Origin of the sequence: Streptomyces sp. NPDC005811 (assembly GCF_040630405.1) — a bacterium.
Taxonomy (GTDB): Bacteria; Actinomycetota; Actinomycetes; order Streptomycetales; family Streptomycetaceae; genus Streptomyces.
Genome location: NZ_JBEXXK010000084.1, coordinates 1 through 24,996, shown reverse-complemented (window position 1 = coordinate 24,996; position 24,996 = coordinate 1). Strand labels below are relative to the sequence as shown.

Genomic DNA, 24,996 nt, shown 5'->3' with positions numbered 1-24,996 from the left:
GTAACCTTCTATGTCCATCTATGTACTGAACGCTCCGAGCCGTTGTCAGATCTACCCTCCGAGCGGTCGCGCTGATCCACCGTCACCCGAAAGTGGGTCACAACGGACGAGGCGAACAAAAAGCCGGTGAGGGCGCCCCGTCCCCACGGAACCCTCACCGGCGGTCTTCACACGAGCGGTCGGATCACGCCCGTACGAGCTCCCTGTCCTCGTCGGGATCGACGTCCCTGACGTCGGCGGGGGTGCGCAGTCCCTCGCCCTCGACGTCGACGTTGGGCAGGATGCGGTCCAGCCACTTCGGCAGCCACCAGGCCTTCTTGCCGAGCAGGGCGAGCACCGCGGGGACGATCGCCATGCGGACGACGAACGCGTCGAAGAAGACGGCGATCGCGAGGCCGAAGCCGATCATCTTGATCATCGACTCGCCGGAGCCGATGAAGCCGGCGAACACGGCCATCATGATGACCGCGGCGGCGGCGACCACCCGGGCGCTGTACCTGAACCCGGTCACCACGGCCTGGCTCGGGCTCTCGCCGTGGACGTACGCCTCGCGCATCCGGGTCACGAGGAACACCTCGTAGTCCATGGCCAGGCCGAAGACCACGCCGACCATGAAGATCGGCATCATCGACATGATCGGGCCGGTCTCCTCGACGCCGATGAGGCTCGCCAGCCAGCCCCACTGGAAGACCGCGACGACGGCGCCGAGCGCGGCCAGCACGCTGAGCAGGAAGCCGAGGGCGGCCTTCAGCGGGACCAGGATCGAGCGGAAGACCACGATCAGCAGGAGGAAGGCCAGGCCCACCACCAGCGCGAGATACGGGATCAGCGCGTCCGTGAGCTTCTGCGAGAAGTCGATGTTCATGGCCGTGGTGCCGGTGACCAGCACCTTGGCGTCGGTGTCGGCGGTCACGCCGGTGCCGGCCTCGCGGATGGCGTGCACCAGGTCCTCGGTGTCGGTCGAGGACGGCTTGGAGTCCGGGATCACCGTGATCATCGCGGTGTCGCCGGCCTTGTTGAAGGTGGCGGGGGTGACGGTGACGACGTCCTTCAGGCCCTTGACCTCGTCGCCGACCGCGGTGGCCGCTGCCTGCGGGTCGGCGCTGCCCTTGGCGTCCACGACGACCATGAGCGGGCCGTTGAAGCCGGGGCCGAAGCCCTCGGAGAGCAGGTCGTAGGCGCGGCGCTGGGTGGTGGACGTCGACTGCGAGCCGTCGTCGGGCAGGCCCAGCTCCAGCCGGGTGGCGGGCAGGGCGATCGCGCCGAGGCCCACCACGCCGAGCAGCAGGACGGCGACGGGACGGCGGACGACGAAGCTGGCCCAGCGGGCGCCCATGTTGGGCTTCGCGGCCCCGGCCGTGCCCGCGGTCGTGCCCGCGGTCGTGCCCCCGGCCGTGCCCGCGGTCGTGCCGGCGGTCGTGCCCCCGGCCGGTTCCTCGGCCGTACGGCGGCCGAACCGCTTGCCCTTCTCGCCGGCCGGCTTGACCTTGCGGCCCGCGTAGCCGAGCAGCGCCGGGATCATGGTGAGGGCGATGAGGACGGCGACGACGACCGTTCCGGCCGCCGCGAGCCCCATCTTGGTCAGCATCGGGACGCCGACGACGGAGAGCCCGGCAAGGGCGATGACGACGGTGAGACCGGCGAAGACGACGGCCGAGCCGGCGGTGCCGGTGGCGCGGCCGACGGCCTCCTCGCGGCTGCGCCCCTCGGCGAGTTCGGCGCGGTAGCGCGAGACGATGAACAGCGCGTAGTCGATGCCGACGGCGAGGCCGATCATCAGGGCGAGGGTGGAGGTGGTGTCGCCGAGGTCCAGCGCGCTGGCGAGCGCGGTGATGGTGGAGACACCGATGCCGACGCCGATGATCGCGGTCAGCAGGGGCAGTCCGGCGGCGACCAGCGAGCCCAGGGTGACGACGAGGACGACCGCGGCGAGGGCCAGGCCGATGATCTCACCGGTGGCGGCCTGATCGGGTTCGGCCTGGAGGGCGTCACCGCCCATCTCGACGGTCAGCCCGGCGTCCCTGGCCTTGTCCGCGGTGGTCTCCAGGGCCTCCTTGGAGGAGTCCTTCAACTCGACGGAGGAGACCTCGTACTTCACGGAGGCGTACGCGACCGTGCCGTCCTTGCTGACGGCGTTCGTCGTGTAGGGGTCGGTGACGGAGACGACCTGGGAGCCGTCGCCCAGCTCCTTGACGGTCTTCTCGACGGTCGCCTTCTGCGCGGCGTCGGTCATCTTCTGCCCGTCGGGCGCCTTGAAGACGACCCGCGCGGTGGCACCGTCGGCGCTGGAGCCGGGGAAGCGCTGTTCCAGCAGGTCGAAGGCCTTCTGGGCCTCGACGCCGGGGATCGAGAAGGAGGAGGACCCCGCGGTGGGCGCGGAGGCGGCACCGACGCCGGCGAGCGTCAGCAGGGCGATCCAGAGCAGGGCGACGAAATGCCGCCGCCGGAACGAGAACCGGCCGAGTTTATAGAGGAACGTGGCCACGGAGGCGTACTCCCGGTCAGGTCGTGGGGTTTTCAGGGCAGGGGTGATCAACCCGCTGGGGGAGGCAGGGGTGATCGGCCCGACGACTGAGCGGTGACGTCAGGTGGTGGTGTGCGATCGGGGAATGATCAGGGGGTGATCAGGGCGACCAGAGGGTGATCAGCGGGGTGATCAGGGGGTGGGCACGCCGAGAGCGGGGAGGACCACGGCGTCGATGTACGCGAGGAGGAAGGACTGCGTCGGCGGCATCTCGTCGATCATCGTGCGGGCGGCGAACCCGCCGATCATCATGTGCATCACGAACTCGATCGCCGGGTTGTCGGGGCGGACCTCGCCCCGGTCGACCGCCCGCTGGAGCACGGTGCGGAACTCCGCCATCTCGGGTTCGACGAGATGCTCCCGGAACGCGCCCAGGAGCTCCGGGTTGCCGTGGATCGCCATGGCCAGACCCCGCATCAGCGCGGAGTTCTGCTCCATCTCGCAGTCGTCCGAGCGCATCGTGAGGGCGTGCAGGTCACCCCTGAGCGACCCGGTGTCGATCGCGCCGAGCCCGGCGCCGCCCGGCTTGTTGTGCCGGACCGCCTTCGCCACCAGCTCGGCCTTGCCGCCCCACTGGCGGTAGAGCGTGGCCTTGCTGGAACGGGTGCGGGCGGCGACGGCGTCCATGGTCAGGGCGTCGTAGCCGACCTCGCGGAGCAGATCGAGCACGGCGCCGTACAGCTCGGCCTCGCGCTCGGGTGTGATCCGACTGCGACGCGCGGTTGCGGTCTCGGTCATCCCACTCACCTTTCGGCTCCGTCGCCCAGTGGCCGTACATCCATCCCGTACGTCCATCCCGTACACCCATGAAGATACCCTGAGAGTCAACGAAACGAAACCGTTTCGTACGTGTGCTGACTCACGTCCGTGAGGAGCGGATAAGCGCGGACCGCGGGCGCCGAGAAGTTGCCCGGCCCGTTTCGCCGGAAAAGCATGGGGAGGTGAGCTATCTGCGCCTGCCCCATCTCAGCGGTGACCTCCTGTGCTTCGTGGCCGAGGACGACCTCTGGCTGACCCGGCTGGACGGCCCGGACCGTGCCTGGCGGCTCACCGTCGACCGCACGAAGGCCGGACACCCCCGCTTCTCCCCCGACGGCCGCCACCTCGCGTACACGAGCTGGCGAAGTCTCGTCCCCGAGATCCACCTGGTGCCGGTGGACGGCGGACCCGGACGCCGGCTGACCTACTGGGGCAGCCCCGACACCCAGGTGTGCGGCTGGACCCCGGAGGGCGACATCCTCGCCGTCGCCTCCCACGGCGAACCCTTCTCCTACTTCACCTGGGCCTACAAGGTCCCCACCGACGGCTCCCCCGGCAGCAAACTGCCCTGGGGCCCGGTCTCCGACATCCAGGTCGCCGACCTCGACGACGAGCGCAGGACCCTGCTGCTCACCGGCACCCCCCCGCACGAACCCGCCGGCTGGAAGCGCTACCGGGGCGGCGCCACGGGCCGCCTGTGGCTGCACGGACAACGCCTCCTAGAGGACCTCGACGGCCACCTCCACTCCCCCCTCTTCGCCGGCGACCGGATCGCGTTCCTCTCCGACCACGAGGGCGTCGGCAACCTCTACTCCTGCGCGTACGACGGCTCCGACCTGCGCCGGCACACCGACCACGACGCCTTCTACGCCCGCCACGCCGCCACCGACGGCACGCGCGTGGTGTACCAGTGCGCCGGCGACCTGTGGCTCGTCGACGACCTGGCCGCCGGCTCCGCACCGCGCCGGATCGACGTACGGATGGGCGGGCCGCGAGCCGGCCGGCGGCGCTACCAGATCCCGGCCGCCCAGCACGTGGACGGCCTCTCCGTCGACGACACCGGCCGGGCCAGCGCCGTCGTCGTCCGCGGCAGCCTGTACTGGCTCACCCACCGCGACGGCCCCGCCCGTACGATCACCGACACGCCCGGCGTACGGGTACGGCTCCCCGAGATGCTCGGCTCCGGCGGACAGGTCGCGTACGTCACCGACGCCGAGGGCGAGGACGCCGTCGAGATCGCCTACCTCCCGCGCGCCAGCGGGGACCGCGAGCCGCGCCGGCTGGCCTCGGGGGAGCTGGGCCGGGTCCTGGAGATGGTCGCCGACCCGGACGGCGAGCGCCTCGCCATCGCCGCGCACGACGGCCGGCTGCTCCTCGTCGACGCGACCGAGGACTCCAACGGCGAGGTCACCGAACTGATCACCTCCGTCAACGGACCCGTCCGCGACCTCGCCTTCTCCCCCGACGGCACCTGGCTGACCTGGTCGCATCCCGGTATCGGCCGCTCGCTGCGCCAGATCAAGATGGCCCGGATCCCCGGCGTGGGACAGGGCGAACGCCTGATCGTCGACGTGACCAACGGCCGCTTCGAGGACGAGAACCCCGTGTTCACCCGGGACGGCCGCTACCTCGCCTTCCTCTCCTGGCGCGGCTTCGACCCGGTGTACGACGTCCACACCGGCGACCTCTCCTTCCCGCTCGGCTGCCGCCCCTACCTCGTCCCGCTCTCCTCCGCGACCCCCTCGCCGTTCGCCTTCACCCCCGAGGGCCGGCCGGCCGCCGGGGGCCTCGACCCGGTGGAGGAGGACGAGGGCGGCGGCGACGGGACCGTGACCGTCGAGGTCGAAGGCCTGGAGAGCCGGGTCACCCCGTTCCCCGTGCCCGCCTCCAAGTACTCCTCGCTGCACCCGGTCGCGGGCGGCGGACTCGTCTGGCTGCGCTGGCCGATCTCGGGCGCGCTCGGCGAGACCTTCGCCAACCCGGACGACATGAGCGGCCGGCCCACCCTGGAGCACTTCACCCTCAGCAAGGCCAAGAAGTCCGAACTCGTCGGCCATCTCGACTGGTTCGCGCTCAGCGGCGACGGCACCCGGCTCGTCGTGGTCGACGAGGGCGATCTGCGCGCCGTACCGTCGAGCGAGTCCGGCGACCTCGACACCACCGTCTGGATCGACCTGCGCCGCATCCTGCACGAGGTGGACCCCGGCGCCGAGTGGCGGCAGGCGTACGAGGAGGCGGGCCGGCTCATCCGCGCCTACTTCTGGGACCCGGGGATGTGCGGCATCGACTGGGACGCGGTGCTCGACCAGTACCGCCCGCTCGTCGAACGGGTCGCCTCCCCCGACGAGTTCGCCGACCTGCTGCGCGAGGTCCTCGGCGAACTGGGCACCTCGCACGCCTACGTCACCCCCGCGCGCCGCAACGAGGGGCCACCGCACTACCAGCGCCGGCAGGGCCTGCTGGGCGCCAACCTCGTACGGCGCGACGGCGGCTGGACCGTCAAGCGCATCCTGGCCGGCGACTCCTCCGACTCCAAGGCACGCTCACCGCTCGCGGGCACCGGCATCCGCGAGGGCGCGGTGCTCACCCATGTCGACGGCCGCCCCGTGGACCCGCTGCACGGCCCGTACCCCCTGCTGGCGGGGGCGGGCGGTACGACGGTGGAGCTCACGTTCACCCCGGCGGAGGGCACCGCGGGGCGCGCACGGCGCGTGGCCGTGGTCCCCCTCGTCGACGAGCGCCCCCTGCGCTACCAGGACTGGGTCGCCAAACGGCGCGAGGTGGTCCGCGAGCTGAGCGGCGGCCGGTGCGGCTACCTCCACATCCCCGACATGGGCGGCTCCGGCTGGGCCCAGTTCAACCGCGACCTGCGCATGGAGGTGTCCCGGCCCGCGCTCATCGTGGACGTCCGCGGCAACGCGGGCGGCCACATCAGCGAACTGGTCGTGGAGAAGCTGACCCGCACGATCCTCGGCTGGGACCTCACCCGCAACGCCCAGCCGGTGTCGTACGCCTCGAACGCCCCCCGCGGCCCGGTCGTCGCCCTCGCCGACGAGGCGACCTCCTCGGACGGCGACATGATCACCGCCGCGTTCAAGCTGCTGAAGCTCGGGCCGGTGGTGGGGCAGCGCACCTGGGGCGGCGTCGTCGGCATGACCGGCCGCCACCAGCTGGGCGACGGCACGGTCATCACCGTCCCCATGAACGCGGCCTGGTTCGACGCCTACGGCTGGACCATCGAGAACCGCGGCGTCCTCCCCGACCTGGAGATCCTCCGCACCCCCCTGGACTGGGCGGAGGGCCGCTACGCCCAACTCGACGACGCGGTCCGCCTGGCCGTCGACCTCCTCGACACCAACCCCCCGGCGTCCCCACCGGACTACACCGCCGTACCGAACCGCTCCCGCCCGAAACTCCCCCCACGCGCGTGAGGCCATCTTTCAAGGGGCACAGGGAACGGCATCTTTTCAGGGGCGCGAGGAACTGCATCTTTCAAGGGGCGCGGGGAACGGCATCTTTTCAGGGGCGCGGGGAACTGCGCGACAAGCCCCCACAACGCCGCACCCGACCACGAACCCCGAACCCCGAACACCCCAACACCCAACCCCCCACCCCCAAAAGACGCAGGGTGCCCTCCCCGCAAGGGAAGGGCACCCCACGTTCACGGCCGAAGCCGAGCGCAGCGCCTACGCGTCGTGGTCCCGGTCCATCCGGTCCTCGTCCTCGCGTCGCATCCGCTCCGCGTCCGGCTCCGTCTCGCGGCGGCGGCCGCGCTGCTGGACCTGCTCCTTGGCCTGCTGGGCCTTCTGCTTGGCCTGCTGCTGCCACTGCTGGGACTGGTCCTGCATCTTGTCCTTCATACCCATGTGGGTTCACTCCTGTAGGGAGATGAGGGGATCCGGCCCCGCGGTGGGGCCTCGACCAGATTCACACGGGCGGACACGCAGCGCATTTCGATCAACTACGGTGCGTAGCGCGGGCCGCCTCGTCGGCCTCACCGCCCGCTCCCACCAGCCCCGTCCGCATCCCCTGCAACCTGGGTGCGAACCGTTTCATCTCCCGCTGCCCGACGGTCCCGATGATCCCGGGGAGGTAGCCGCGTATGCCCTGCATCCCGCGCAGCCACCACTGCCCGTACACATGGGCCGACCGCCGCTCTATGCCGGCGACGATCCGGTCCACCGCCGGTCCGAGCGGGTACGTCTTGTTCGCCGGCCACGGCAGCCGCTGCCGCAACTCCCGCATGACCTCCTCCTGATCGGCGCCGCGCACCATGTCGGTGTCGGTCCAGGACAGATAGCCCACACCGACCCGCACCCCCCGGTGACCGACCTCGGCGCGCAGGCTGTGCGCGTACGCCTCCACACCGGACTTGGACGCGCAGTACGCGGTCATCATCGGCGCGGGCGTGATCGCGGCGAGGGAGGCGATCTGGAGGAGGTAGCCGCGGCTCTCCATCAGCACCGGCAGGAAGGCGCGGGCGGTGACCGCCGAGCCGATGAGGTTGACCTCGATGACCCGCCGCCACGCCTCCGGGTCGGAGTCGACGAACGGACCGCCCGACGCCACACCGGCGTTGGCGACCACGACGTCCACCTTGCCGAAGCGTTCCTTCACCTCCGCCGCGACCCGGGTCATCGCCTCGTGGTCGGTGACGTCGGCGTACCAGTGGGCGCTGTCGCCGTGCAGCCGCTCCGAGACCTGCTTGAGCGCGTCCGGTTCCAGCCCCACCAGCGCGAGCTTCGCCCCGCGCGCGGAGAGCTTGCGGGCGAGCAGCTCACCGACCCCCCGCGCCGCACCGGTGACGACGACGACCTGTCCCTCGAGTCCCTCGAGACCGATCCTGCTCATGCGCCCTCCTTCGACTGCGTGTACGTGGCGACGAGTTCCCGGATCCTGCCGGTGACCAGCTCGGGCGCCTCGACCGGCGTCATATGGCCGAGCCCGGGCAGCTCGGTCACGCCGAGCGAGTGCGGCAGCGCCGCCGCGATCCGGTGGGCGTGCACCGGCGGGGTCAGCCGGTCCGCGGTGCCCACCACGACGGCCGTCGGCACCCGCAACTCGCCCACGGCGTGGTCGAGATCGAGCGCGCTCAGCACCCGCGACCAGGCGTGCCGCACCTTCCGCGGGCAGGCGTGCACGATCCGCGCGCACGTCTCCACCAGGTGCGGGGCCGAAGCGGCGCCCATCGTGGCGTACTTGAGGACCGCCTTCGCGACCGGCGTGACCGGCCCGAGGGGCGCCCGCGAGCCGAGGACCCGCCCGGTCAGCCACGTCCGCAGCCGGCCCGGCCGCAGCGGTACGACGGTGGACTCGGCGACCAGCCGCGAGGCGCCGGTGCTGCACAGCAGGACGGCGGCGGCGTGCTCCCGCACCCGGGGGCGCGCGGCGGCGGCCAGCACGGTCATGGCGCCCATGGAGTGCCCGGCGAGCACCGCCCGCTCCCCCGGCGCGAGGGTCGTGGCGAGCACCGCCTCCAGGTCGTCGGCGAGCGCGTCCGTGCTGCACACCGGGGACGACGGGGTGCGTCCGTGGCCGCGCTGGTCGTACGCGATGACCCGGTGGTCGGCGGCGAGGTCCCCGATCTGGGCCGCCCAGAAGGCGGTGGAGCAGGTCCAGCCGTGGGCGAGGACGACCGGGGGCGCGTCCTGCGGGCCGTGCACCTCGACGTGCAGACGGGTGCCGTCGGCGGAGACGGCGGTGAGTTCACGGGCGGGGGCCCCGCTGATGCTCGTACTCATGCGGTGACCTCGCTCTTCCCGGCGGCGTCCGGGTCCGCCGCGACGGGGGCCGGTGCCACCTGTGCGGGCTCCACCGGGTCCTGCGCCACCGGGTCCTGCGCCACCGGGTCCTGCGCCACCGGGGCGGGCTCCTCCGGGGACTGCGCCACCGGTGCGGGCGCCCGCAGCAGCTCGTACTCCGCGAGGTCCACCCGCCGGGTCGCGCGCCGGAACTCGCTCGTCGTGCCCGGCCAGACGGTGGTGTTGCGGCCGTTCGCGTCGAGGTACCAGCTGGTGCAGCCGCCGGTGTTCCACACGGTCCTCTTCATACGCTCCTGCACGCGCGCGTTCCACGCGTCGACCGCGCCGGGCCGGGCGTCGAGGGCTCCCCGTCCGCCGAGGACGTTCAGCTGCCGCAGATAATCGGCCATGTAGTTCAGCTGGGACTCGATCATCAGGATCATCGAGGAGTTCCCGAGCCCGGTGTTCGGACCGATGATCGACATCCAGTTGGGGAAGCCGGCGGCGGACGCGCCGCGCAGGGCGGCCATCCCGTCCTTCCAGCTCTCCGCGAGGGTCTGCCCGCCGGCGCCCACCACCCGCTCGGCGATCGGCATGTCGGTGACGTGGAACCCCGTGCCGAACACGATCACATCGGCCTCGGCCTCGGTGCCGTCGGCCGCCACCAGCGTCGAGCCGCGGATCTCGCTCAGCCCGCTCGCGACGACGTCCACGTTCGGCTGCGCGAGGGCCGGATAGTAGGTGCTCGACAGCAGGATCCGCTTGCAGCCGATGCGGTAGTCGGGGGTGAGCCTGGCCCGCAGGACCGGGTCCTTGATCGAGCGGGCCAGATTGATCTTGGCGAGCCGCTCGACGAAGCCGAGTTCGTTCGGGTGCTTGGTGAACGCCTGGACCTGGAGCTCCCGGATGCCCCACAGCAGTCCGCGCCGCGCCTGCGTGGTAAACGGCAGGGCCCGGTGCAGGGCGCGTTCGGCGCCGCTGACGGCCCGGTCGAGCCGGGGCATCACCCACGGCGGGGTGCGCTGGAACAGGGTGAGCCGCGAGACGTCCGGCTGGAGGGCCGGCACGATCTGGATCGCGGAGGCGCCCGTGCCGATCACCGCGACCCGCTTGCCGGTGAGGTCGTGGCCGTGGTCCCAGCGGGCGGAGTGGAAGACCTTGCCGGGGAAGGTGTCGAGCCCGGGCACGTCCGGGACCTTGGGGTCGGACAGCGGCCCGGTCGCGGAGACGACGACGTCGGCGGCGTACCGTCCGCCGCTCGTCTCGATGTCCCAGCGCAGCTCCTGCGCGTCCCAGGTCATCCGCCGGACCTCGCAGCCGAACCGCAGATGCGGCCGCAGCCCGAACGTGTCCGTGACGTGCTCCAGATAGGCGCGGATGTGCTCCTGCCCGGAGAAGGTGCGCGGCCAGTCGGGGTTGGGCGCGAAGGAGAACGAGTAGAGGTGGGAGGGCACGTCACAGGCGCACCCCGGGTAACTGTTGTCCCGCCAGGTGCCGCCGACACTGTCGGCCCGCTCCAGCACGACGAAGTCGGTGATCCCCTCGCGGCGCAGCCGCACCGCGGCGCCCAGCCCGCCGAACCCGGACCCGATCACCGCCACCCGCACGTGTTCGGTCATGCCGACTCCTCCTGCCGTACGACGCTCCACGGCGCGACGACTCTCGCGACCGCGCCAGTGAACACTGGCGCAATCGGACTGTAGAGCAGCTCCGTACTCAGCGGTAGGGTCCGGGGGAAGGAAAGTTACCGGCGGTTCGACATAGGCTTCCGCCGTGGCGGACAAGCGCGAATACCGGGCGGAGGAGCTGGCCTGCCAGGCCGGCATCACAGTGCGCACCCTGCGCTTCTACCGCGAGCGCAAACTGCTGGGGCCGCCGCGCCGCGAGGGCCGTATCGCCTGGTACGACGACCATCACCTCGCCCGGCTGCGCACCATCGCCGCCCTCCTGGAGCGCGGCCACACCCTGAACGGCATCGCCGAGCTGGCCGACGCCCTCGACCACGGGCGGGACGTGGCCGACCTGATCGGCGTCGGCGGCCCCACCGAGGAGGAGCCCATCCGCCTCACGCCCGAGGAACTCGCCGCCCGTTTCGAGGGCCAGGTCACCCCCGAGAACCTCGCCGCCGCCCTCGAACTCGGCTACCTCGGCACCGACGGCGACGAGATCGTCCACATCAGCCGCCGCCTCCTGGACGTCTCCTCCGCCCTCGTCCGCGAGGGCATCCCGCTCGCCGAGGTCCTCGCGGCCGGCGCCCGCGTCCGCGCCCACGCCGACGCGCTCGCCGACCTCTTCACCACCCTGATCCTCCGCCACGCGACCGAGTCCGACCTCCCGCGCCTGCGACCCCTGGCGAGGAGCGTGGTCGAGGCGGAACTGTCCCTGGCGCTGGACCGGCGGCTACGGAAGGGGGCCGACGGGACCGAGGGGGCTTCCTCCAGGACTTCCCCCAGGACTTCCCTCGGGGCTTCCTCGGGGACTTCCCCGGGATCTCTCGGCGAGGCCTAGAGGTCGCCTAGAGGTCGTAGACCACCGTCACCGGCGCGTGGTCCGACCAGCGCTCGGCGTGCGTGGCGGCGCGCTCCACCAGGCCCTTGACGGCCTTGTCGGCGAGACCGGGCGTCGAGACGTGCAGGTCGATGCGCCAGCCCGCATCGTTGTCGAAGGCCCGTCCCCGGTACGACCACCACGTGTACGGCCCCTCCACGTCCGGGTGCAGGGCGCGTACGACGTCGACGTAGCCGCCGTCCTCCTGGGTGAGGACCTGGGTGAGCCAGGCGCGCTCCTCGGGGAGGAAGCCGGAGTTCTTGGTGTTGGAGCGCCAGTTCTTCAGGTCGGCCTGCTGGTGGGCGATGTTCCAGTCACCGCAGACCAGGACCTCCCGGCCGTCGGCGGCGGCGCGCTCGCGCAGGTCCTTGAGGTGGACGAGGAACGCGTCCATGAAGCGGACCTTCTCCTCCTGACGGTCGGTGCCGACCTCGCCGGAGGGGAGGTAGAGGGAGGCGATCGTCACACCGGGCAGGTCGGCCTCCACGTACCGGCCGCTGCCGTCGAACTCGGACGAACCGAAGCCGATACGGACGGCGTCCGGTTCGCGGCGCGTGTAGAGGGAGACGCCGGCCCGGCCCTTGGCGGCGGCGGGGGCGTGCGTGACGTGCCAGCCCTCAGGCGCGCGGACCGTATCCGGCAGCTGCTTCGGCTCGGCGCGCACCTCCTGGAGGCACAGCACATCGGCGGAGGTGTCCGCGAGCCACTCCACGAAGCCCTTCTTCGCGGCGGCACGCAGACCGTTCACATTGACGGAGGTCACAGTCAGCACCCGGGCACGATACCGGCACACTGGACGAGGCCCCGAAAATCAGATTCCACCCCGATTGTGCATAGACGTACTGTGAGCAGCATGAACATACGCCGCGTGTCCTTCGACCACCCCGATGCCGTCTCGCTCAACGACGAGGTCCAGGCGGAGTACCACGAGCGCTACGGCGACGGCGGCGACGCCACGGTCCTGGAACCGTCCCACTTCGAGCCGCCGAGCGGCGTCTACCTCATCGCCTACGACGAGGGCGACCGGCCCGTGGCCACCGGCGGCTGGCGCAGCCAGGACAGCAACGGCGAGGGCAACGAGGACGGGGACGCCGAGCTGAAGCGGATGTTCGTCATCCGGGAGATGCGCGGGCGCGGGCTGGCGCGGCGGATGCTGACCGCGCTGGAGGAGGACGCGCGGGCGGCCGGCCGGGTGCGGATGGTCCTGGAGACCGGCACCGAACAGCCCGAGGCGATCGCCCTGTACACCTCCAGCGGGTACGCGCCGTGCGGCAAGTTCGGCTACTACCGGGAGTACGACTCCAGCCGGTGCTTCGCCAAGGGGCTCGCCTCCGCGTGACTCGGCTCGGGGCGACTCGGCCGCTGATGACTCAGCCCCTGAGGTAGGCCAGCACCGCGAGCACCCGGCGGTGGGTGTCGTCCGCCGGGGGCAGATCCAGTTTGGCGAGGATGCTGCCGATGTGCTTGCCGACGGCCGCCTCGGAGACCACCAGCACCCTGGCTATCGCGCCGTTGGACCGGCCCTCGGCCACCAGCGCCAGCACCTCCCGCTCGCGCGGGGTCAGCCGGGCCAGCGGGTCGCGGCGGCGGCGCAGCAACTGCCGTACGACTTCCGGGTCGACGACCGTGCCGCCGGCCGCCACCTCGTGCAGGGCGGTCACGAACTCCTCGACCTGGCCGACCCGGTCCTTGAGGAGATAGCCGACGCCCGTGCCGTCGCCGGAGTCGAGGAGCTCGGCGGCGTACGCGCGCTGGACGTACTGGCTGAGGACGAGGACGGGCAGGCCGGGGCGCTCGGTGCGCAGCCGGACCGCCGCGTGCAGCCCCTCGTCCTGGAACGCGGGCGGCATACGGACGTCGGTGACCACCACGTCGGGGGCGTGGTCGGCGACGGCGGCGAGAAGGGCGGGGGCGTCGCCGACCGCCGCGACGACCTCATGGCCGAAGCGGGTGAGCAGGGCCGTCAGGCCGTCGCGGAGGAGGACGCCGTCCTCGGCGAGGACCACGCGGAGTGTCCGTCCTCCGGGGGCGTCTCCGGAGGCACCCGCGGTGTCGGCCCCGGTGTCGGCCCCGGTGTCGGCCCCGGTGTCGGCCCCGGTGTCGGCTTCGGTGTCGGCTTCGGTGTCGGCTTCGGTGTCGGCTCGCAAGGGATCTCCATACGCAGCAGGGTCGGTCCGCCCGTCGGACTGGTCACGGACAGTGTTCCATCGAGCACTGACACCCGGTCGGCGAGACCGGTGAGGCCGGTGCCCCGGCCGGGATCCGCGCCGCCGCGGCCGTCGTCCGCCACCTCCAGGACGAGCCGCCCGTCGCCGTACGCCCCCTCGACACGGGCGCGCCCGGCCTCGCTGTGCCGGGCGACGTTGGCGAGCGCCTCGCGGACCACGAAGTACGCGGCGGCCTCCACCGCCTGCGGCAGCCGGGGCAGGGGCGACCCGAACCCGACGTCCACGGGGACCGGGGAACGGTCGGCGGCGTCGGCGACGGCGGCCTCCAGGCCGTAGTCCACGAGGACCTTGGGATGGATGCCGTGGATCAACTCGCGCAGCTCGGCGAGGACCGCGCCCGCCTCCTCGCACGCGCGCGTGAGCGCTTCGGCGAGCGGGCCGCCGGGGGGCGCGTCGAGCCGGGCCAGACCGAGGCTCATGGTGAGGGCGACGAGACGCTGCTGGGCGCCGTCGTGCAGATCGCGTTCGATCCGGCGCCGCTCCGCCTCGAAGGCGTCGACCAGACGCGCACGCGAGCGGGTGAGTTCGACGACCCTCGCGCGCGTGCCGCCGTCGGGCGGGGCGACCAGACGGCGCGTCAGCGCGGCCCGCGCCGCGGCGGCCGCACCGAGGGCGTACGCCCCGGCCGCGAGCAGCACCACCCCGAGCGCGGCCACGGCGAACGCCGTCGGCTGAGCGGTGACCGTCCAGACCTTCAGCACCTTCACCTCACGCCCGCCACCGACCGTGGCGAGCAGCACCGGGGTCGCGATCATCGCGAGGGGGGAGACGAGCGCGACGAGCAGCAGGAGCGCCTCGGCCGGCCAGAGGAGGCAGGCGGTGAGGAGTGTGTGGCCGAACCCGCGCCAGGTGGCCCCCTCCCGGACACGGGTGCCGAGCCAGGCACGCAGGCCGGGGGCGGGGGGATCGATGTGGGGAGTGAGGGGAGTGAAGGCGAGCGGGCTGCCGTGCGGGGCGGCGTGTCCCCTCCCCACCCATCCCAGCCTGCGCCGCTCCAGCGCGGCCACGGGCAGCCCGCTGAGGACGGTGGCCGCGAGCAGGGGCAGCCCCACGAGCACGACCGCGAGGACTGCGCCGGCCGTCACCCAGGCCGCCAGCCCGACGAGCAGGACGGCCCCGAGGATCGCTCCGGTCACCAGATAGGCGGCGGCGCGCCAGGGCCACGACGACAGCAGATACCGCGGGTGGGTCAGTGCCTGCCCCAAGTCCCTGGGGTGTCGGGGGTCCGGGTCCATACGGGTCACCGTAGAGGGGCGCCCGGCAGACGGACCATCCCTCCCGCACGAGCTCCGGGGGTATGGCTGTCCCTACCCCGAACTCTCGTCCCTGGCCGACCGACTGCGCACCCCTGCCCGCGGTTTCGTGGACCCATGACCACACCCGCTGTCCAACTGACCTCCGTGAGCAGGCGATACGGCCCCGCCGACGCCGGTGTCACCGCGCTCGACGACGTCACACTCACCCTCCCCCGGGGTTCGTTCACCGCCGTCATGGGCCCGTCGGGGTCGGGGAAGTCGACGCTCCTGCAGTGCGCCGCCGGGCTCGACCGGCCGACGTCCGGGTCGGTGCGGATCGGCAGCACCGAGCTGACCGGGCTGAGCGAGCGCTGGCTCACCCTGCTGCGGCGGGAACGCATCGGTTTCGTCTTCCAGTCGTACAACCTGCTGCCCGCCCTCACTGCCGCCCAGAACGTCGCCCTCCCGCTGCGGCTGGCCGGCCGCCGCCCCGCGAAGGCGGAGGTGCGCGAGGCGCTGCGGCGCGTCGGCCTCGCCGAACGCGCCGGACACCGGCCCTCCGAACTCTCCGGCGGCCAGCAGCAGCGGGTCGCCCTCGCCCGCGCTCTGATCACCCGCCCCGAGGTGCTGTTCGGCGACGAACCGACCGGTGCCCTCGACTCCACGACCGGCCGCGAGGTGCTGGTCCTTCTGCGCGAACTGGTCGACGCCCACGGGCAGACGGTCGTCATGGTCACCCACGATCCGTTGGCCGCCTCCTGCGCGGACCGGGTGGTGTTCCTGGTCGACGGCCGGGTGCACGGCGACCTGGCCGGGGCGGGCGCGGAACGGATCGCGGCGCGGATGGCCGCCCTGGAGGCGGGCCCGGTCCCGAGACCGGGCCCAGGTGCGGGATCGGGTGCGGGATCGGGTGCGGCGGAGGGCGGCTTGTCGCACGGTTCCGTCACCGCGGAGGTCGCCCCGTGCTGAGCGTCGCCGTACGGACCCTGCGGGCGCGCTGGGCCGCCTTCGTGGGCAGTTTCGTGGCACTCGCCCTGGGGGTGGGGCTGCTGGCCGTGATGGGGCAGGCGCTGGCCGCCTCCTGGGACGCTCCCGTGCGGGCGCCGGAACGGTTCGCCGCGGCGCCGGTGGTGGTGCGGGGGCAGGACACCCTGCGGGTGGCGACCCCGGCGGGGGTACGGACGGCGCAGCTGGCGGTGGAGCGTGCGGTGCCGGCCGCCACGGTCGCCGCGCTGCGCGCCCTCGGCCCGGTCGTGCAGGACCGTTCCTTCCCGGTCCGTGCGGCCGACGGCCCGACCGATCTGGTCGGTCACCCGTGGTCGACGGCGCGATTCGCCCCGTACGACCTCACCGCGGGCCGCGCGCCACGGGCGGCCGACGAGGTGGTGACCACCGGCGACTGGGCGTCCGTGGGCGACCGGCTGGAGACGGGTGACGGGCCGGTGCGGGTCGTCGGCACGGTACGCGCGCGTGGCGGAACGGAACGCGGAGGTGAGGTCTCGGTACGCGCGCGTGGCGGCACGGACTTCGAGAACGCCGTGTTCTACACGGACGTGCGAGCCGCCGGCCTGGAACCCCGATCGGAGCAGTTGGTGGTGGCTGCGGACGCGACGGCGGTCCGCGCGGCCGTCGGTGACGGCGCGCGCGTGCTCACGGGTGACGACCGCCGGTTCGCGGACGCGGATCCCGATCGCGACGCCGAGGCGCTGACCGCGCTGAACGCCCTGTTCGGCACGGCGGGCGGGGTGACGGCGTTCGTCTCGGTGTTCGTGGTGGCCTCCACGTTCGCGTTCGCCGTGGACCGGCGCCGCCGCGAGTTCGGGCTGCTGCGCACGGCGGGTGCGACACCGGGGCAGATCCGGCGGTCGGTGCTGGCGGAGGCGCTGCTGGTGGGCACGCTCGCCTCGGCGTCCGGCTGCGTGCTGGGCGCGTACGGCGCCCCATGGCTGGCCGGGCTGGTGGTCGACGGCGGTCTCGCGCCGGCCTGGTACGTGATCGGCGGTCACGTCTGGCCGTACCATCTCGCGTTCTGGACGGGCCTGTCGGTCGCCGTGTGCGGGGCGCTGGCGGCGAGTCTGCGGGCCGGGCGGATCGCTCCGGCGCAGGCGTTGCGCGAGGTCTCGGTCGACGGGCGCGCACTGACGGGCGGGCGCCGGTGGTTCGGCGCCGCGCTGCTCCTCACGGCGTGCGCGACCCTGGCGTACGCCCTGCTGACGGACCCGGGCGACCTGCTGCACCGCAAGACGTACATCAGCCGCCCCCTGCTCGTGATCACGGCGGTGGCGCTGCTGTCGCCCGCGCTGATGCGCCCGCTGGTGCCGCGGCTGCCGGGGGTGATCGGGCTGCTGGTACGGGAGAACGCGGTCGCCGGGGTCCGCCGTACCGCCGCCGTGGCCGCGCCCGTACTGGTCACCGTGGCGCTGGCGGGATCCCTGCTGGGCGCGACGGCCACCCTGACCGAGGCGCGGGCCGCGGAGGTGCGGCAGCGGACGGTGGCGGACTTCGTGGTGACACCGGGGAGCGGTGAGGCGCTGACGGCGGACGCGGTGGCGCGGCTGCGGAGGGTTCCCGGCGCCCTGGTGTCGGCGAGCGCGGCGACCGCCGTGTACACGCTGGAGGACGGGGTGGCGCTGGTGAAGTCCGAGGCACGGGCGGTCGATCCGGGTGCGCTCGGCAGGACCGTACGGCTGCCGGTGACGGCGGGTCGGCTCGCGGATCTCCACGAGGGTTCGATCGTGGTGACCGAGGAGTGGGCACGGCACCGGGTGGGGCAGCGGCTGCGGGTGTGGCTCGGTGACGGTACGTCCCGGTCCCTGCGGATCGCCGCCGTGGTGGCCACGGGGACCGGGGAGAGCGGGGCATGGCTGAGCGCGGCCGACGCGGGCGGCGCGGCGGTGGACCGTGTCGACGTACGCGTGCGTGCGGGCGCCGATCCGGAGGCGGTCGCGGCGGGGCTGCGGGCGGTCGGCGGGGTGCGGGTGCTGAGCCGGGCGCAATGGGTGGCCCTGGCTCGTCCGGAGACCAACCGGACGACCCGGCTGGGGGTGCTGCTCGTCCTGGGCGTCGCGCTGGTGTACACGGGCATCGCGCTCGCCAACACCTTGGTCATGGCGGCCGCGGAACGTCGGCGGGAGAGGGCGGTGTTGCGGCTGGCGGGGGCCACCGGCGGGCAGATCCTGCGGCTGACCGCGGCGGAGGCGCTCACGGTCGTGGGGGTGGGTGCCGTACTGGGCCTGCTGGTGACGGTCGTCAACCTGGCGGGGATGTGGGGCGCGTTGCGCCTGCTGTCGGCCCCGGCGACGCTCGTGGTGCCCTGGCCGGCGCTCGGCATGGTGACGGCGGCGTGCGCGGTACTGGCGGTGGGAGCGGCGGTCGCGCCGATGGCGGTGTCGATGTCGGTGCCGACCGCGCGGCGGACTGTTTCCGCGAGCTGAACCCATCACCCCGGACATGGCAGAAGGTCCGCCCCTGACGGGGGCGGACCTTCATGCTGCGTGGACCTGAGGGGATTTGAACCCCTGGCCCCCTCGATGCGAACGAGGTGCGCTACCGGACTGCGCCACAGGCCCTTGCAACGAGTGAAACTCTAGCACCCCGATCGGGCTGCTTGAAAATCCGTTCCCGGAGGCCGGGGGCCCGGGCGCCCGGATGGTCCCGGGGCCCGCCGTGGGGCACGCGCGCGTGTCACTCGTTGGCCGCCCGGGGCCGCTCGCCGTCCTCGTACTGGTCGAAGAGCGGGGTGTGGCCGCGCTCGCGCGAGCGCCGGGCCGAGGCCGCGCGCCGGGCGTCGCTGCGCTCGCCGCCGTCCGCCGTCCCGCCGTCCGCGTGGTCCGGTTCCTGCGGCTCCGCGTCCGGTACGGCCGTGGCGTCCGCCGCGCCCTGCTCGGGCACGACCGCGCTGGAGCGGGCGGAGCTCCACGCGTCGGGGGCGCCGAGGTCCACGTCGGAGGTGGCCCGGGGTGCGACCGGCGCGGTCACGTACGTGGGCAGCGGGACCGGCACCGGATCCCAGCTGTCGCCATGGCCCGGCCTGCGCTGCCGTTCGCGCTGCTGGTCGACCCACTCCGCGTGATCGGTCTGCTCGACGAGCGCCCTGCGGTCGGCGGCGAGTGCCAGCAGGCCGGGATCGGTCTCCGGCTCGGCGGCCTCGTGCGGCTCCTCTGCGCCGGCGTCCGCGGCCGCCTCGGTGGTCACGGCGGCCGAGGCCGGAGCGGAGGCACGGCGGCGGGGCTGGCGCTCGCGGAGCCGCTGCGCGGCGGCCTCGGCGCGTCTGCGGTCCATCTGGAAGGCGAAACGCCGGCGCTCCTGGGCGCGCAGATAGGCGATGTACCCGCTGAGCAGGACGGCGGGCACGCCCGGCGCCCAGAGGAACGCGAGTCCTCCGACGGCGGCGACGATCGCGCCGAGCGTGAAGGCGAGGAAGAGCATGATCGTGGTGCGCCTGCGGCGCGCGAGCGACTTCGAGCGCTGGGCGCGCGCTGCGGCCGCCTGTCCCCCGGGAGTGCGCCGCGCGGCCGGTAGCTGTCGGCGCGCCGGGGCGGCGCCCCCCTCGTGCACGGGTGCCGACGCGTGGCCGGGCGCGGGGTCGGGGGCGTGGTCGCGTGCGGGCTTGGGTGCAAGCTTGGGCGCCGGATCGCGCTTCGGCTCGCGCCCCGGGTCGCGTGTCGCGTCCGGGCGGGCGTGGCCGCGCTCCGGCGCGCGCTCCTGCATCCGTTCCTGCATCCGTTCCTGCGTGCGCTCCGGTACCGGCGCCTTCACCTGCGGGCGGGTCGGAGGCATGGCGAAGGCCCGGACGTCCACCGAATCGGTGACGGCGTCCGGGGCGTCGGCGTCCCGCTCCCCCTCCTCGGTGGAGCGCGCCCGCAGGTCCTTGGCGTACCGGCGCTCCATACCCGCCCGTCCGGACAGCAGCCGGATGGCGGTGCTGAAGCGTTCCGTCGGACGGGCCTCGTTCAGCTCGTCCTGCCTACGGAGCCACATCGGCACCAAGTAGGCGGCCCAGGCCCCGACAATGACTGCGTAGATGAGGCCGCTGCTGCTCACGCCTCACACCGTAGAGGGATTCGCGTGGGGCCATCCGCCAATTGGGCCGGTGTGTCGCACGATCCGGCTGATATTTCGAGCTTTTTTTGCGACCAGTGCGATCAACCGATCACTTTCGAACATTTATTCGGGGGCTTCGGGGCCTTTCCCGACCGCGATTCGGAGCGCCGTATTCAATTGGAGGCGTTCTGTGAGCGTGCGCGCCGCCAGCGGCCCAGCATGCCCTCCGGGACTTCCTCCGCCGTCAGCGCGAACACGAGGTGGTCGCGCCAGGCACCGTCGATGTGGAGATAGCGCGGCCGCAGCCCTTCCTCACGGAATCCGAGTTTCTCCACGACCCGCCGGCTAGGCACGTTCTCGGGGCGAATGCAGACCTCGATGCGGTGCAGCCCTACGGTCCGGAAACAGTGGTCGACGACGAGCGCCACGGCCGTGGGCATCACCCCGCGGCCGGCCACCGCCTCGTCCACCCAGTAGCCGATGTGCCCGGAGCACATCGACCCCCAGGTGATCCCGGCGACGGTCAGCTGCCCGACCAGCTGCCCCCGGTACTCGATGACGAACGGCAGCATCCGTCCCGCGTTCGCCTCGGAGCGCAGATGGCGGACCATCTGGCGGTAGGTCGGCCGGTGCGCGATCGGCCCGCTGGGCGCGGGCGGCGGGATGGTCGCCTCCCAGGGGCGCAGCCAGTCGCGGTTGCGCCGGTTCACCTCGCGCCAGGCCCGCTGGTCGCGCAGCTTTATCGGCCGCAGGACGATGTCGCCCTCCGTCAGCTCCACGGGCCAGGATGCGCCGTTCAGCTCGCACCCCCCGTACTGGCGGCCGGTCTGGGGTGGTCTCCGCCCCGGATCTGGTCCACGGCGTGCTTCAGCAGGGGCTCGAGGACCATGAGGCCGTCCTTCACGCCGCCGGTGGAGCCGGGCAGGTTGACGATCAGGGTCCCGCGCGCGACGCCGGCCAGGCCCCGGGAGAGCGCCGCGGTCGGCACCTTCTCACGGCCGTACGCCCGGATGGCCTCCGCGATGCCCGGCACCTCGTAGTCGATGACACGGCGGGTCGCCTCGGGGGTGCGGTCGGTGGGCGAGAGGCCCGTGCCGCCGGTGGTGACGATCACGTCGAAGCCGGCCTCGGCACCCGCCCGCAGCACCTCCTCCACCGGGTCGCCGTCGGGCACCACCTTCGGCCCGTCGACGGCGAACCCGAAGCCGCTGAGGCCTTCGGCGACCAGCGGGCCGCCCCGGTCCTCGTACACACCGGCCGAGGCCCGGTTGGAGGCGGTGACCACCAGCGCGCTGTAGGGCGCGAGGAGGGCACCGCCGATCGACGCGTCCAAGGTCATGGCCGACTCCAGTCGCCCGACTTGCCGCCCGTCTTCTCCTCCACGCGCACGTCCGTGATGACCGCTCCCTTGTCGACCGCCTTCACCATGTCGATCACGGTGAGCGCGGCGACGGAGACCGCGGTGAGCGCCTCCATCTCGACGCCCGTGCGGTCCGTCGTCTTCACGGTGGCGCTGATCTCCACGGCGTCGTCCGCGACCGACAAGTCCAGTTTCACACCGGACACCGGCAACGGGTGGCACAGCGGGATCAGGTCCGGGGTGCGTTTGGCGCCCATGATCCCGGCGATCCGCGCGGTCGCGAGGGCGTCGCCCTTGGGGACGCCCTCGCCGCGCAGCAGCTCGACCACGCGGGGCGAGACGAGGACGCGCCCACTGGCGCGCGCGGTGCGTGCCGTGACGTCCTTGCCGGATACGTCGACCATGCGGGCGGCGCCCGCGTCGTCGATGTGCGTCAGTCGGTCCTGCGTACTCATGCTGGTGCGGCGCTCCCGGTCCGGGCCTGTTGTGCGCGACACGGTACCCCCAACGGAGGGTGCTCAGCCGAGCAGGACCACCTCGACGTCGGTGCCCGGTTCGACGGACTCCACGTCCTCGGGGACGACGATCAGCGCGTCGGCGTGCGCGAGGGCGGCCACCAGGTGGGAGCCGGCGCCCCCGACGGGGCGGACGGTGCCGTCGGCGCAGGTGGCGCGCAGGAACTGTCGACGCCCCTTGGGCGAGCGGATCGGCTTGTCGGCGGCCAACCTCGCGCGCGTGGTGGGCCGGTGGACGTCCTCGAGTCCCATGAGGGTGCGGATCGCGGGGCGGACGAACAGTTCGAACGAGACGTACGAGGAGACCGGGTTGCCCGGCAGGGCCAGCAGGGGGATGTGGTCGGGGCCGATCGAGCCGAAGCCCTGGGGCTTGCCGGGCTGCATGGCGAGCTTGCGGAATTCGATGCCGCTGCCGGCCTCGTCCTCGTCGCCGACGTGCGACAGCGCCTCCTTGACGACGTCGTACGCCCCGACGCTCACGCCGCCGGTGGTGACGAGGAGGTCGGCGCGGACCAGCTGGTCCTCGATGGTGGAGCGGAGGGTCTCGGCGTCGTCGGCGACCGCGCCCACCCGGTAGGCGATGGCGCCGGCGTCACGGGCGGCGGCGGTCAGGGCGAAGCTGTTGGAGTCGTAGATCTGGCCAACGCCCAGTTCCTCGCCGGGCTGCACGAGCTCGCTGCCGGTGGACAGGACGACCACGCGCGGGCGCGGGCGCACCCGGACGGTGCCGCGGCCGATCGCGGCGAGCAGGGCGATCTGGGGCGGCCCGAGGACGGTGCCGGCGTCGAGGGCGCGGTCCCCGGCCTGGACGTCGCTGCCCTTCGCGCGCACGTGCGCGCGTGCCTCCGCGGGGCGGTACACGCGTACGTGCCCGGAGGCCTGCTCGGGGGCGAGGCTGCGGGCGCGCATGCCGGTGACGGGGCCCTCACCGAGGCCTCCGTCGGTCCACTCCACGGGGACGACGGTCTCGGCCCCGTTGGGCAGCGGCGCGCCGGTCATGATCCGGGCGGCCTGGCCCGGCCCCACGTACAGCAGGTCGGCCGCCTGTCCCGCCGCGACGTCCCCCACGACCTCCAGGGCCGCCGGGAACTCCTCGCTCGCGCCCGCGACATCCGCGACGCGTACCGCGTACCCGTCCATGGAGCTGTTGTCGAACGGCGGCAGGGAGAGCGCGACCGTGACGTCCTCGACCAGGACGCAGCCCTGGGCGTCGGGGAGTTGCAGCTCGATGGGTTCCAGGGGGCGGACGGTGGCGAGGATGTCCTCCAGGTGCTCGTCCACCGACCAGAGGTGGTCCTGGTCGGTGGGGCGGGGTGCGGCGGTGCTCAAAGTGGCTACATCTCCTCGGTGACGTAACTGCGAAGCCAGGACCGGAAGTCCGGACCCAGATCTTCACGTTCGCACGCGAGTCTGACAATGGCACGCAGGTAGTCACCGCGGTCGCCGGTGTCATAGCGGCGGCCCTTGAAGACGACGCCGTGCACCGGCCCGCCGACCTTCTCGTCCTGGGCGAGCAGCTGGAGGGCGTCGGTGAGCTGGATCTCGCCGCCGCGGCCCGGCTCGGTCTCGCGCAGTACCTCGAACACGGCGGGGTCGAGGACGTAGCGGCCGATGATCGCGTAGTTGGAGGGGGCGTCCGCCGGCTCGGGCTTCTCGACCAGGCCGGAGACCTTGACGACGTCGCGGTCGGAGGTGCACTCCACGGCCGCGCAGCCGTAGAGGTGGATCTGCTCGGGCGCGACCTCCATGAGCGCGACGACACTGCCGCCGTACAGCTCCTGAACCTTGATCATGCGCTGCAGCAGCGGGTCGCGGGGGTCGATGAGGTCGTCGCCGAGGAGGACGGCGAACGGCTCGTTCCCGACGTGCGGGGCGGCGCACAGGACGGCGTGGCCGAGGCCGCGGGGGTCGCCCTGGCGGACGTAGTGCATGGTGGCGAGGTCGCTGGGCTCCTGGACCTTGGCGAGCCGCCGGGCGTCGCCCTTCTTCTCCAGCGCCGACTCGAGTTCGTAGTTGCGGTCGAAGTGGTCCTCGAGGGGGCGCTTGTTGCGACCGGTGACCATGAGGACGTCGTCGAGGCCGGCGGACACGGCCTCCTCGACCACGTACTGGATCGCGGGCTTGTCGACGACCGGCAGCATCTCCTTGGGAGTGGCCTTCGTCGCCGGGAGGAACCGGGTGCCGAGGCCTGCTGCGGGGATGACAGCCTTACTGATCCTGGGGTGAGACTGAGTCATGTTCGCAACCCTATCCGGTGACTTTGAGAGGAATCTGTAGCTCCGGTTAATAAGTGTTCATTTGAGCGTATTGGAGCAGTGCGGATGCGATCCATGGGCCGCGGGAACGGCACAGCGGACTCTGACAAAACTGTGTTGCGGCGAGGGTTCCTCGACATGAGGAACAGGTTGACGGCGGACGACGTGCACGCGGCGGCCGCGGCGCTCTCCGGGCACGCCCTGGAGCTGCCCGAGTTGGCACACGCGCGCGTGGTGGCGGCGTACGTCTCCGTGGGCACCGAGCCCGGCACCCTCGCGCTCCTGGACGCCCTGCGCGCCCGGGGCGTGCGCGTGCTGCTGCCCGCGCTGCTGCCGGACAACGACCTGGACTGGGGCGTATACGACGGTCCGGGCTCCCTCGCGCCGGTCCGGCACGGCGGCAGGATGGAGCTCCTGGAGCCGGTCGGCGAGCGGCTCGGCACGGACGCCGTCACAGGCGCGGACGTGGTGCTGCTGCCTGGGCTCGCGGTCGACACGCGCGGGATGCGTCTCGGGCGCGGCGGAGGGTCGTACGACCGCGTGCTGGCCCGTCTGGAACGCGCCGGCGTGCGTCCCTCGCTGGTGGTGCTGCTGTACGACAACGAGGTCGTCGAGCACGTCCCCGAGGAGCCGCACGATCTGCCGGTGCGGGCGGTGGTGACACCGTCGGGGGTACGGCGCTTCTCCTAGCGCGCCTCATGTGCGGAAGGGGCCCTTCACGCGTGTGCGTCTTCGCGCTGATCCTGACGATGCCGTTCCACTCCTGGTTCAGCATCTCGCTGATGAGCT

At 72.8% G+C, this 24,996-nt stretch carries 21 protein-coding genes and 1 tRNA gene; 6 read left to right on the top strand and 16 right to left on the bottom strand.

Features of this window, described 5'->3' with window-relative positions:
- Window positions 1–184 precede the first annotated feature (184 nt).
- Window positions 185–2,485 carry an MMPL family transporter gene (locus tag ABZ490_RS48670; RefSeq protein WP_359006241.1) on the bottom strand — a complete coding sequence of 767 codons (2,301 nt, stop codon included), beginning with the start codon at window positions 2,483–2,485 and terminating at the stop codon, window positions 185–187.
- 171 nt (window positions 2,486–2,656) lie between these two features.
- A complete protein-coding gene (locus ABZ490_RS48665) occupies window positions 2,657–3,262 on the bottom strand; it encodes a TetR/AcrR family transcriptional regulator (RefSeq protein ID WP_359006238.1) in 606 nt (201 codons plus the stop codon).
- Window positions 3,263–3,465: 203 nt separating this feature from the next.
- Here ABZ490_RS48665 and ABZ490_RS48660 point away from each other — a divergent pair, with 203 nt between their 5' ends.
- Window positions 3,466–6,714, top strand: coding sequence for a S41 family peptidase (locus tag ABZ490_RS48660; RefSeq protein WP_359006235.1), 3,249 nt, complete (start codon window positions 3,466–3,468; stop codon window positions 6,712–6,714).
- A 255-nt stretch (window positions 6,715–6,969) separates the two neighbouring features.
- Here ABZ490_RS48660 and ABZ490_RS48655 read toward each other — a convergent pair whose 3' ends face one another.
- The 4 genes from ABZ490_RS48655 to ABZ490_RS48640 form a co-directional block, all read right to left on the bottom strand.
- Complete coding sequence (locus ABZ490_RS48655) at window positions 6,970–7,149, bottom strand: hypothetical protein (protein WP_359006232.1); 180 nt, start codon at window positions 7,147–7,149, stop codon at window positions 6,970–6,972.
- A 91-nt stretch (window positions 7,150–7,240) separates the two neighbouring features.
- Window positions 7,241–8,134, bottom strand: coding sequence for an SDR family oxidoreductase (locus ABZ490_RS48650; RefSeq protein ID WP_359006229.1), 894 nt, complete (start codon window positions 8,132–8,134; stop codon window positions 7,241–7,243).
- Window positions 8,131–9,024, bottom strand: a complete 894-nt coding sequence (locus tag ABZ490_RS48645; RefSeq protein WP_359006226.1) for an alpha/beta hydrolase — start codon at window positions 9,022–9,024, stop codon at window positions 8,131–8,133. The genes ABZ490_RS48650 and ABZ490_RS48645 overlap by 4 nt, the downstream gene beginning before the upstream one ends.
- On the bottom strand, window positions 9,021–10,643 hold the full coding sequence (locus ABZ490_RS48640; protein WP_359006223.1) for an NAD(P)/FAD-dependent oxidoreductase: 1,623 nt from the start codon (window positions 10,641–10,643) through the stop codon (window positions 9,021–9,023). The genes ABZ490_RS48645 and ABZ490_RS48640 overlap by 4 nt, the downstream gene beginning before the upstream one ends.
- 154 nt (window positions 10,644–10,797) lie before the next feature.
- Here ABZ490_RS48640 and ABZ490_RS48635 point away from each other — a divergent pair, with 154 nt between their 5' ends.
- The gene (locus ABZ490_RS48635; RefSeq protein WP_359006220.1) at window positions 10,798–11,532 is read left to right on the top strand and encodes a MerR family transcriptional regulator; all 735 of its coding nucleotides are present in this window, start codon (window positions 10,798–10,800) and stop codon (window positions 11,530–11,532) included.
- A 7-nt stretch (window positions 11,533–11,539) separates the two neighbouring features.
- On the opposite strand, the gene ABZ490_RS48630 is transcribed toward ABZ490_RS48635, so the two are convergent.
- A complete protein-coding gene (locus ABZ490_RS48630) occupies window positions 11,540–12,343 on the bottom strand; it encodes an exodeoxyribonuclease III (protein WP_359006217.1) in 804 nt (267 codons plus the stop codon).
- 81 nt (window positions 12,344–12,424) lie between these two features.
- On the opposite strand from ABZ490_RS48630, the gene ABZ490_RS48625 reads away from it, so the two are divergent.
- The gene (locus ABZ490_RS48625; protein ID WP_359006214.1) at window positions 12,425–12,910 is read left to right on the top strand and encodes a GNAT family N-acetyltransferase; all 486 of its coding nucleotides are present in this window, start codon (window positions 12,425–12,427) and stop codon (window positions 12,908–12,910) included.
- A gap of 31 nt (window positions 12,911–12,941) precedes the next feature.
- Here ABZ490_RS48625 and ABZ490_RS48620 read toward each other — a convergent pair whose 3' ends face one another.
- Both ABZ490_RS48620 and ABZ490_RS48615 read right to left on the bottom strand, forming a co-directional pair.
- Window positions 12,942–13,577, bottom strand: coding sequence for a response regulator transcription factor (locus tag ABZ490_RS48620; protein WP_359006211.1), 636 nt, complete (start codon window positions 13,575–13,577; stop codon window positions 12,942–12,944).
- A complete protein-coding gene (locus ABZ490_RS48615) occupies window positions 13,535–15,034 on the bottom strand; it encodes a sensor histidine kinase (RefSeq protein WP_359006208.1) in 1,500 nt (499 codons plus the stop codon). Before ABZ490_RS48615 ends, ABZ490_RS48620 begins: the two co-directional genes overlap by 43 nt.
- 135 nt (window positions 15,035–15,169) lie before the next feature.
- Between ABZ490_RS48615 and ABZ490_RS48610 the strand changes: the two genes are divergently transcribed.
- Window positions 15,170–16,003, top strand: a complete 834-nt coding sequence (locus ABZ490_RS48610; protein WP_359006205.1) for an ABC transporter ATP-binding protein — start codon at window positions 15,170–15,172, stop codon at window positions 16,001–16,003.
- A complete protein-coding gene (locus tag ABZ490_RS48605) occupies window positions 15,997–18,468 on the top strand; it encodes an ABC transporter permease (protein WP_359006202.1) in 2,472 nt (823 codons plus the stop codon). The genes ABZ490_RS48610 and ABZ490_RS48605 overlap by 7 nt, the downstream gene beginning before the upstream one ends.
- Window positions 18,469–18,529: 61 nt before the next feature.
- On the opposite strand, the gene ABZ490_RS48600 is transcribed toward ABZ490_RS48605, so the two are convergent.
- From ABZ490_RS48600 to galU, 7 genes are all read right to left on the bottom strand, one after another.
- Window positions 18,530–18,603, bottom strand: a tRNA-Ala gene (locus ABZ490_RS48600).
- Window positions 18,604–18,718: 115 nt separating this feature from the next.
- Window positions 18,719–20,077 (bottom strand): gephyrin-like molybdotransferase receptor GlpR, encoded by a 1,359-nt coding sequence (gene glpR / locus ABZ490_RS48595; RefSeq protein ID WP_359006199.1) that lies wholly within the window; start codon window positions 20,075–20,077, stop codon window positions 18,719–18,721.
- Window positions 20,078–20,250: 173 nt separating this feature from the next.
- The gene (locus tag ABZ490_RS48590; protein WP_359006197.1) at window positions 20,251–20,856 is read right to left on the bottom strand and encodes a GNAT family protein; all 606 of its coding nucleotides are present in this window, start codon (window positions 20,854–20,856) and stop codon (window positions 20,251–20,253) included.
- Between the two features lie 17 nt (window positions 20,857–20,873).
- Window positions 20,874–21,416 (bottom strand): MogA/MoaB family molybdenum cofactor biosynthesis protein, encoded by a 543-nt coding sequence (locus ABZ490_RS48585; protein WP_359006194.1) that lies wholly within the window; start codon window positions 21,414–21,416, stop codon window positions 20,874–20,876.
- On the bottom strand, window positions 21,413–21,892 hold the full coding sequence (gene moaC / locus ABZ490_RS48580) for a cyclic pyranopterin monophosphate synthase MoaC (protein ID WP_359006191.1): 480 nt from the start codon (window positions 21,890–21,892) through the stop codon (window positions 21,413–21,415). The genes ABZ490_RS48585 and moaC overlap by 4 nt, the downstream gene beginning before the upstream one ends.
- A 63-nt stretch (window positions 21,893–21,955) precedes the next feature.
- Complete coding sequence (gene glp, locus ABZ490_RS48575) at window positions 21,956–23,281, bottom strand: gephyrin-like molybdotransferase Glp (protein ID WP_359006188.1); 1,326 nt, start codon at window positions 23,279–23,281, stop codon at window positions 21,956–21,958.
- A 5-nt stretch (window positions 23,282–23,286) separates the two neighbouring features.
- Complete coding sequence (galU, locus tag ABZ490_RS48570) at window positions 23,287–24,189, bottom strand: UTP--glucose-1-phosphate uridylyltransferase GalU (protein WP_359006185.1); 903 nt, start codon at window positions 24,187–24,189, stop codon at window positions 23,287–23,289.
- Between the two features lie 84 nt (window positions 24,190–24,273).
- Between galU and ABZ490_RS48565 the strand changes: the two genes are divergently transcribed.
- Entirely contained in the window at window positions 24,274–24,897 is a 624-nt protein-coding gene (locus tag ABZ490_RS48565) for a 5-formyltetrahydrofolate cyclo-ligase (protein WP_359006182.1), read from the top strand.
- Window positions 24,898–24,996: the final 99 nt, after the last annotated feature.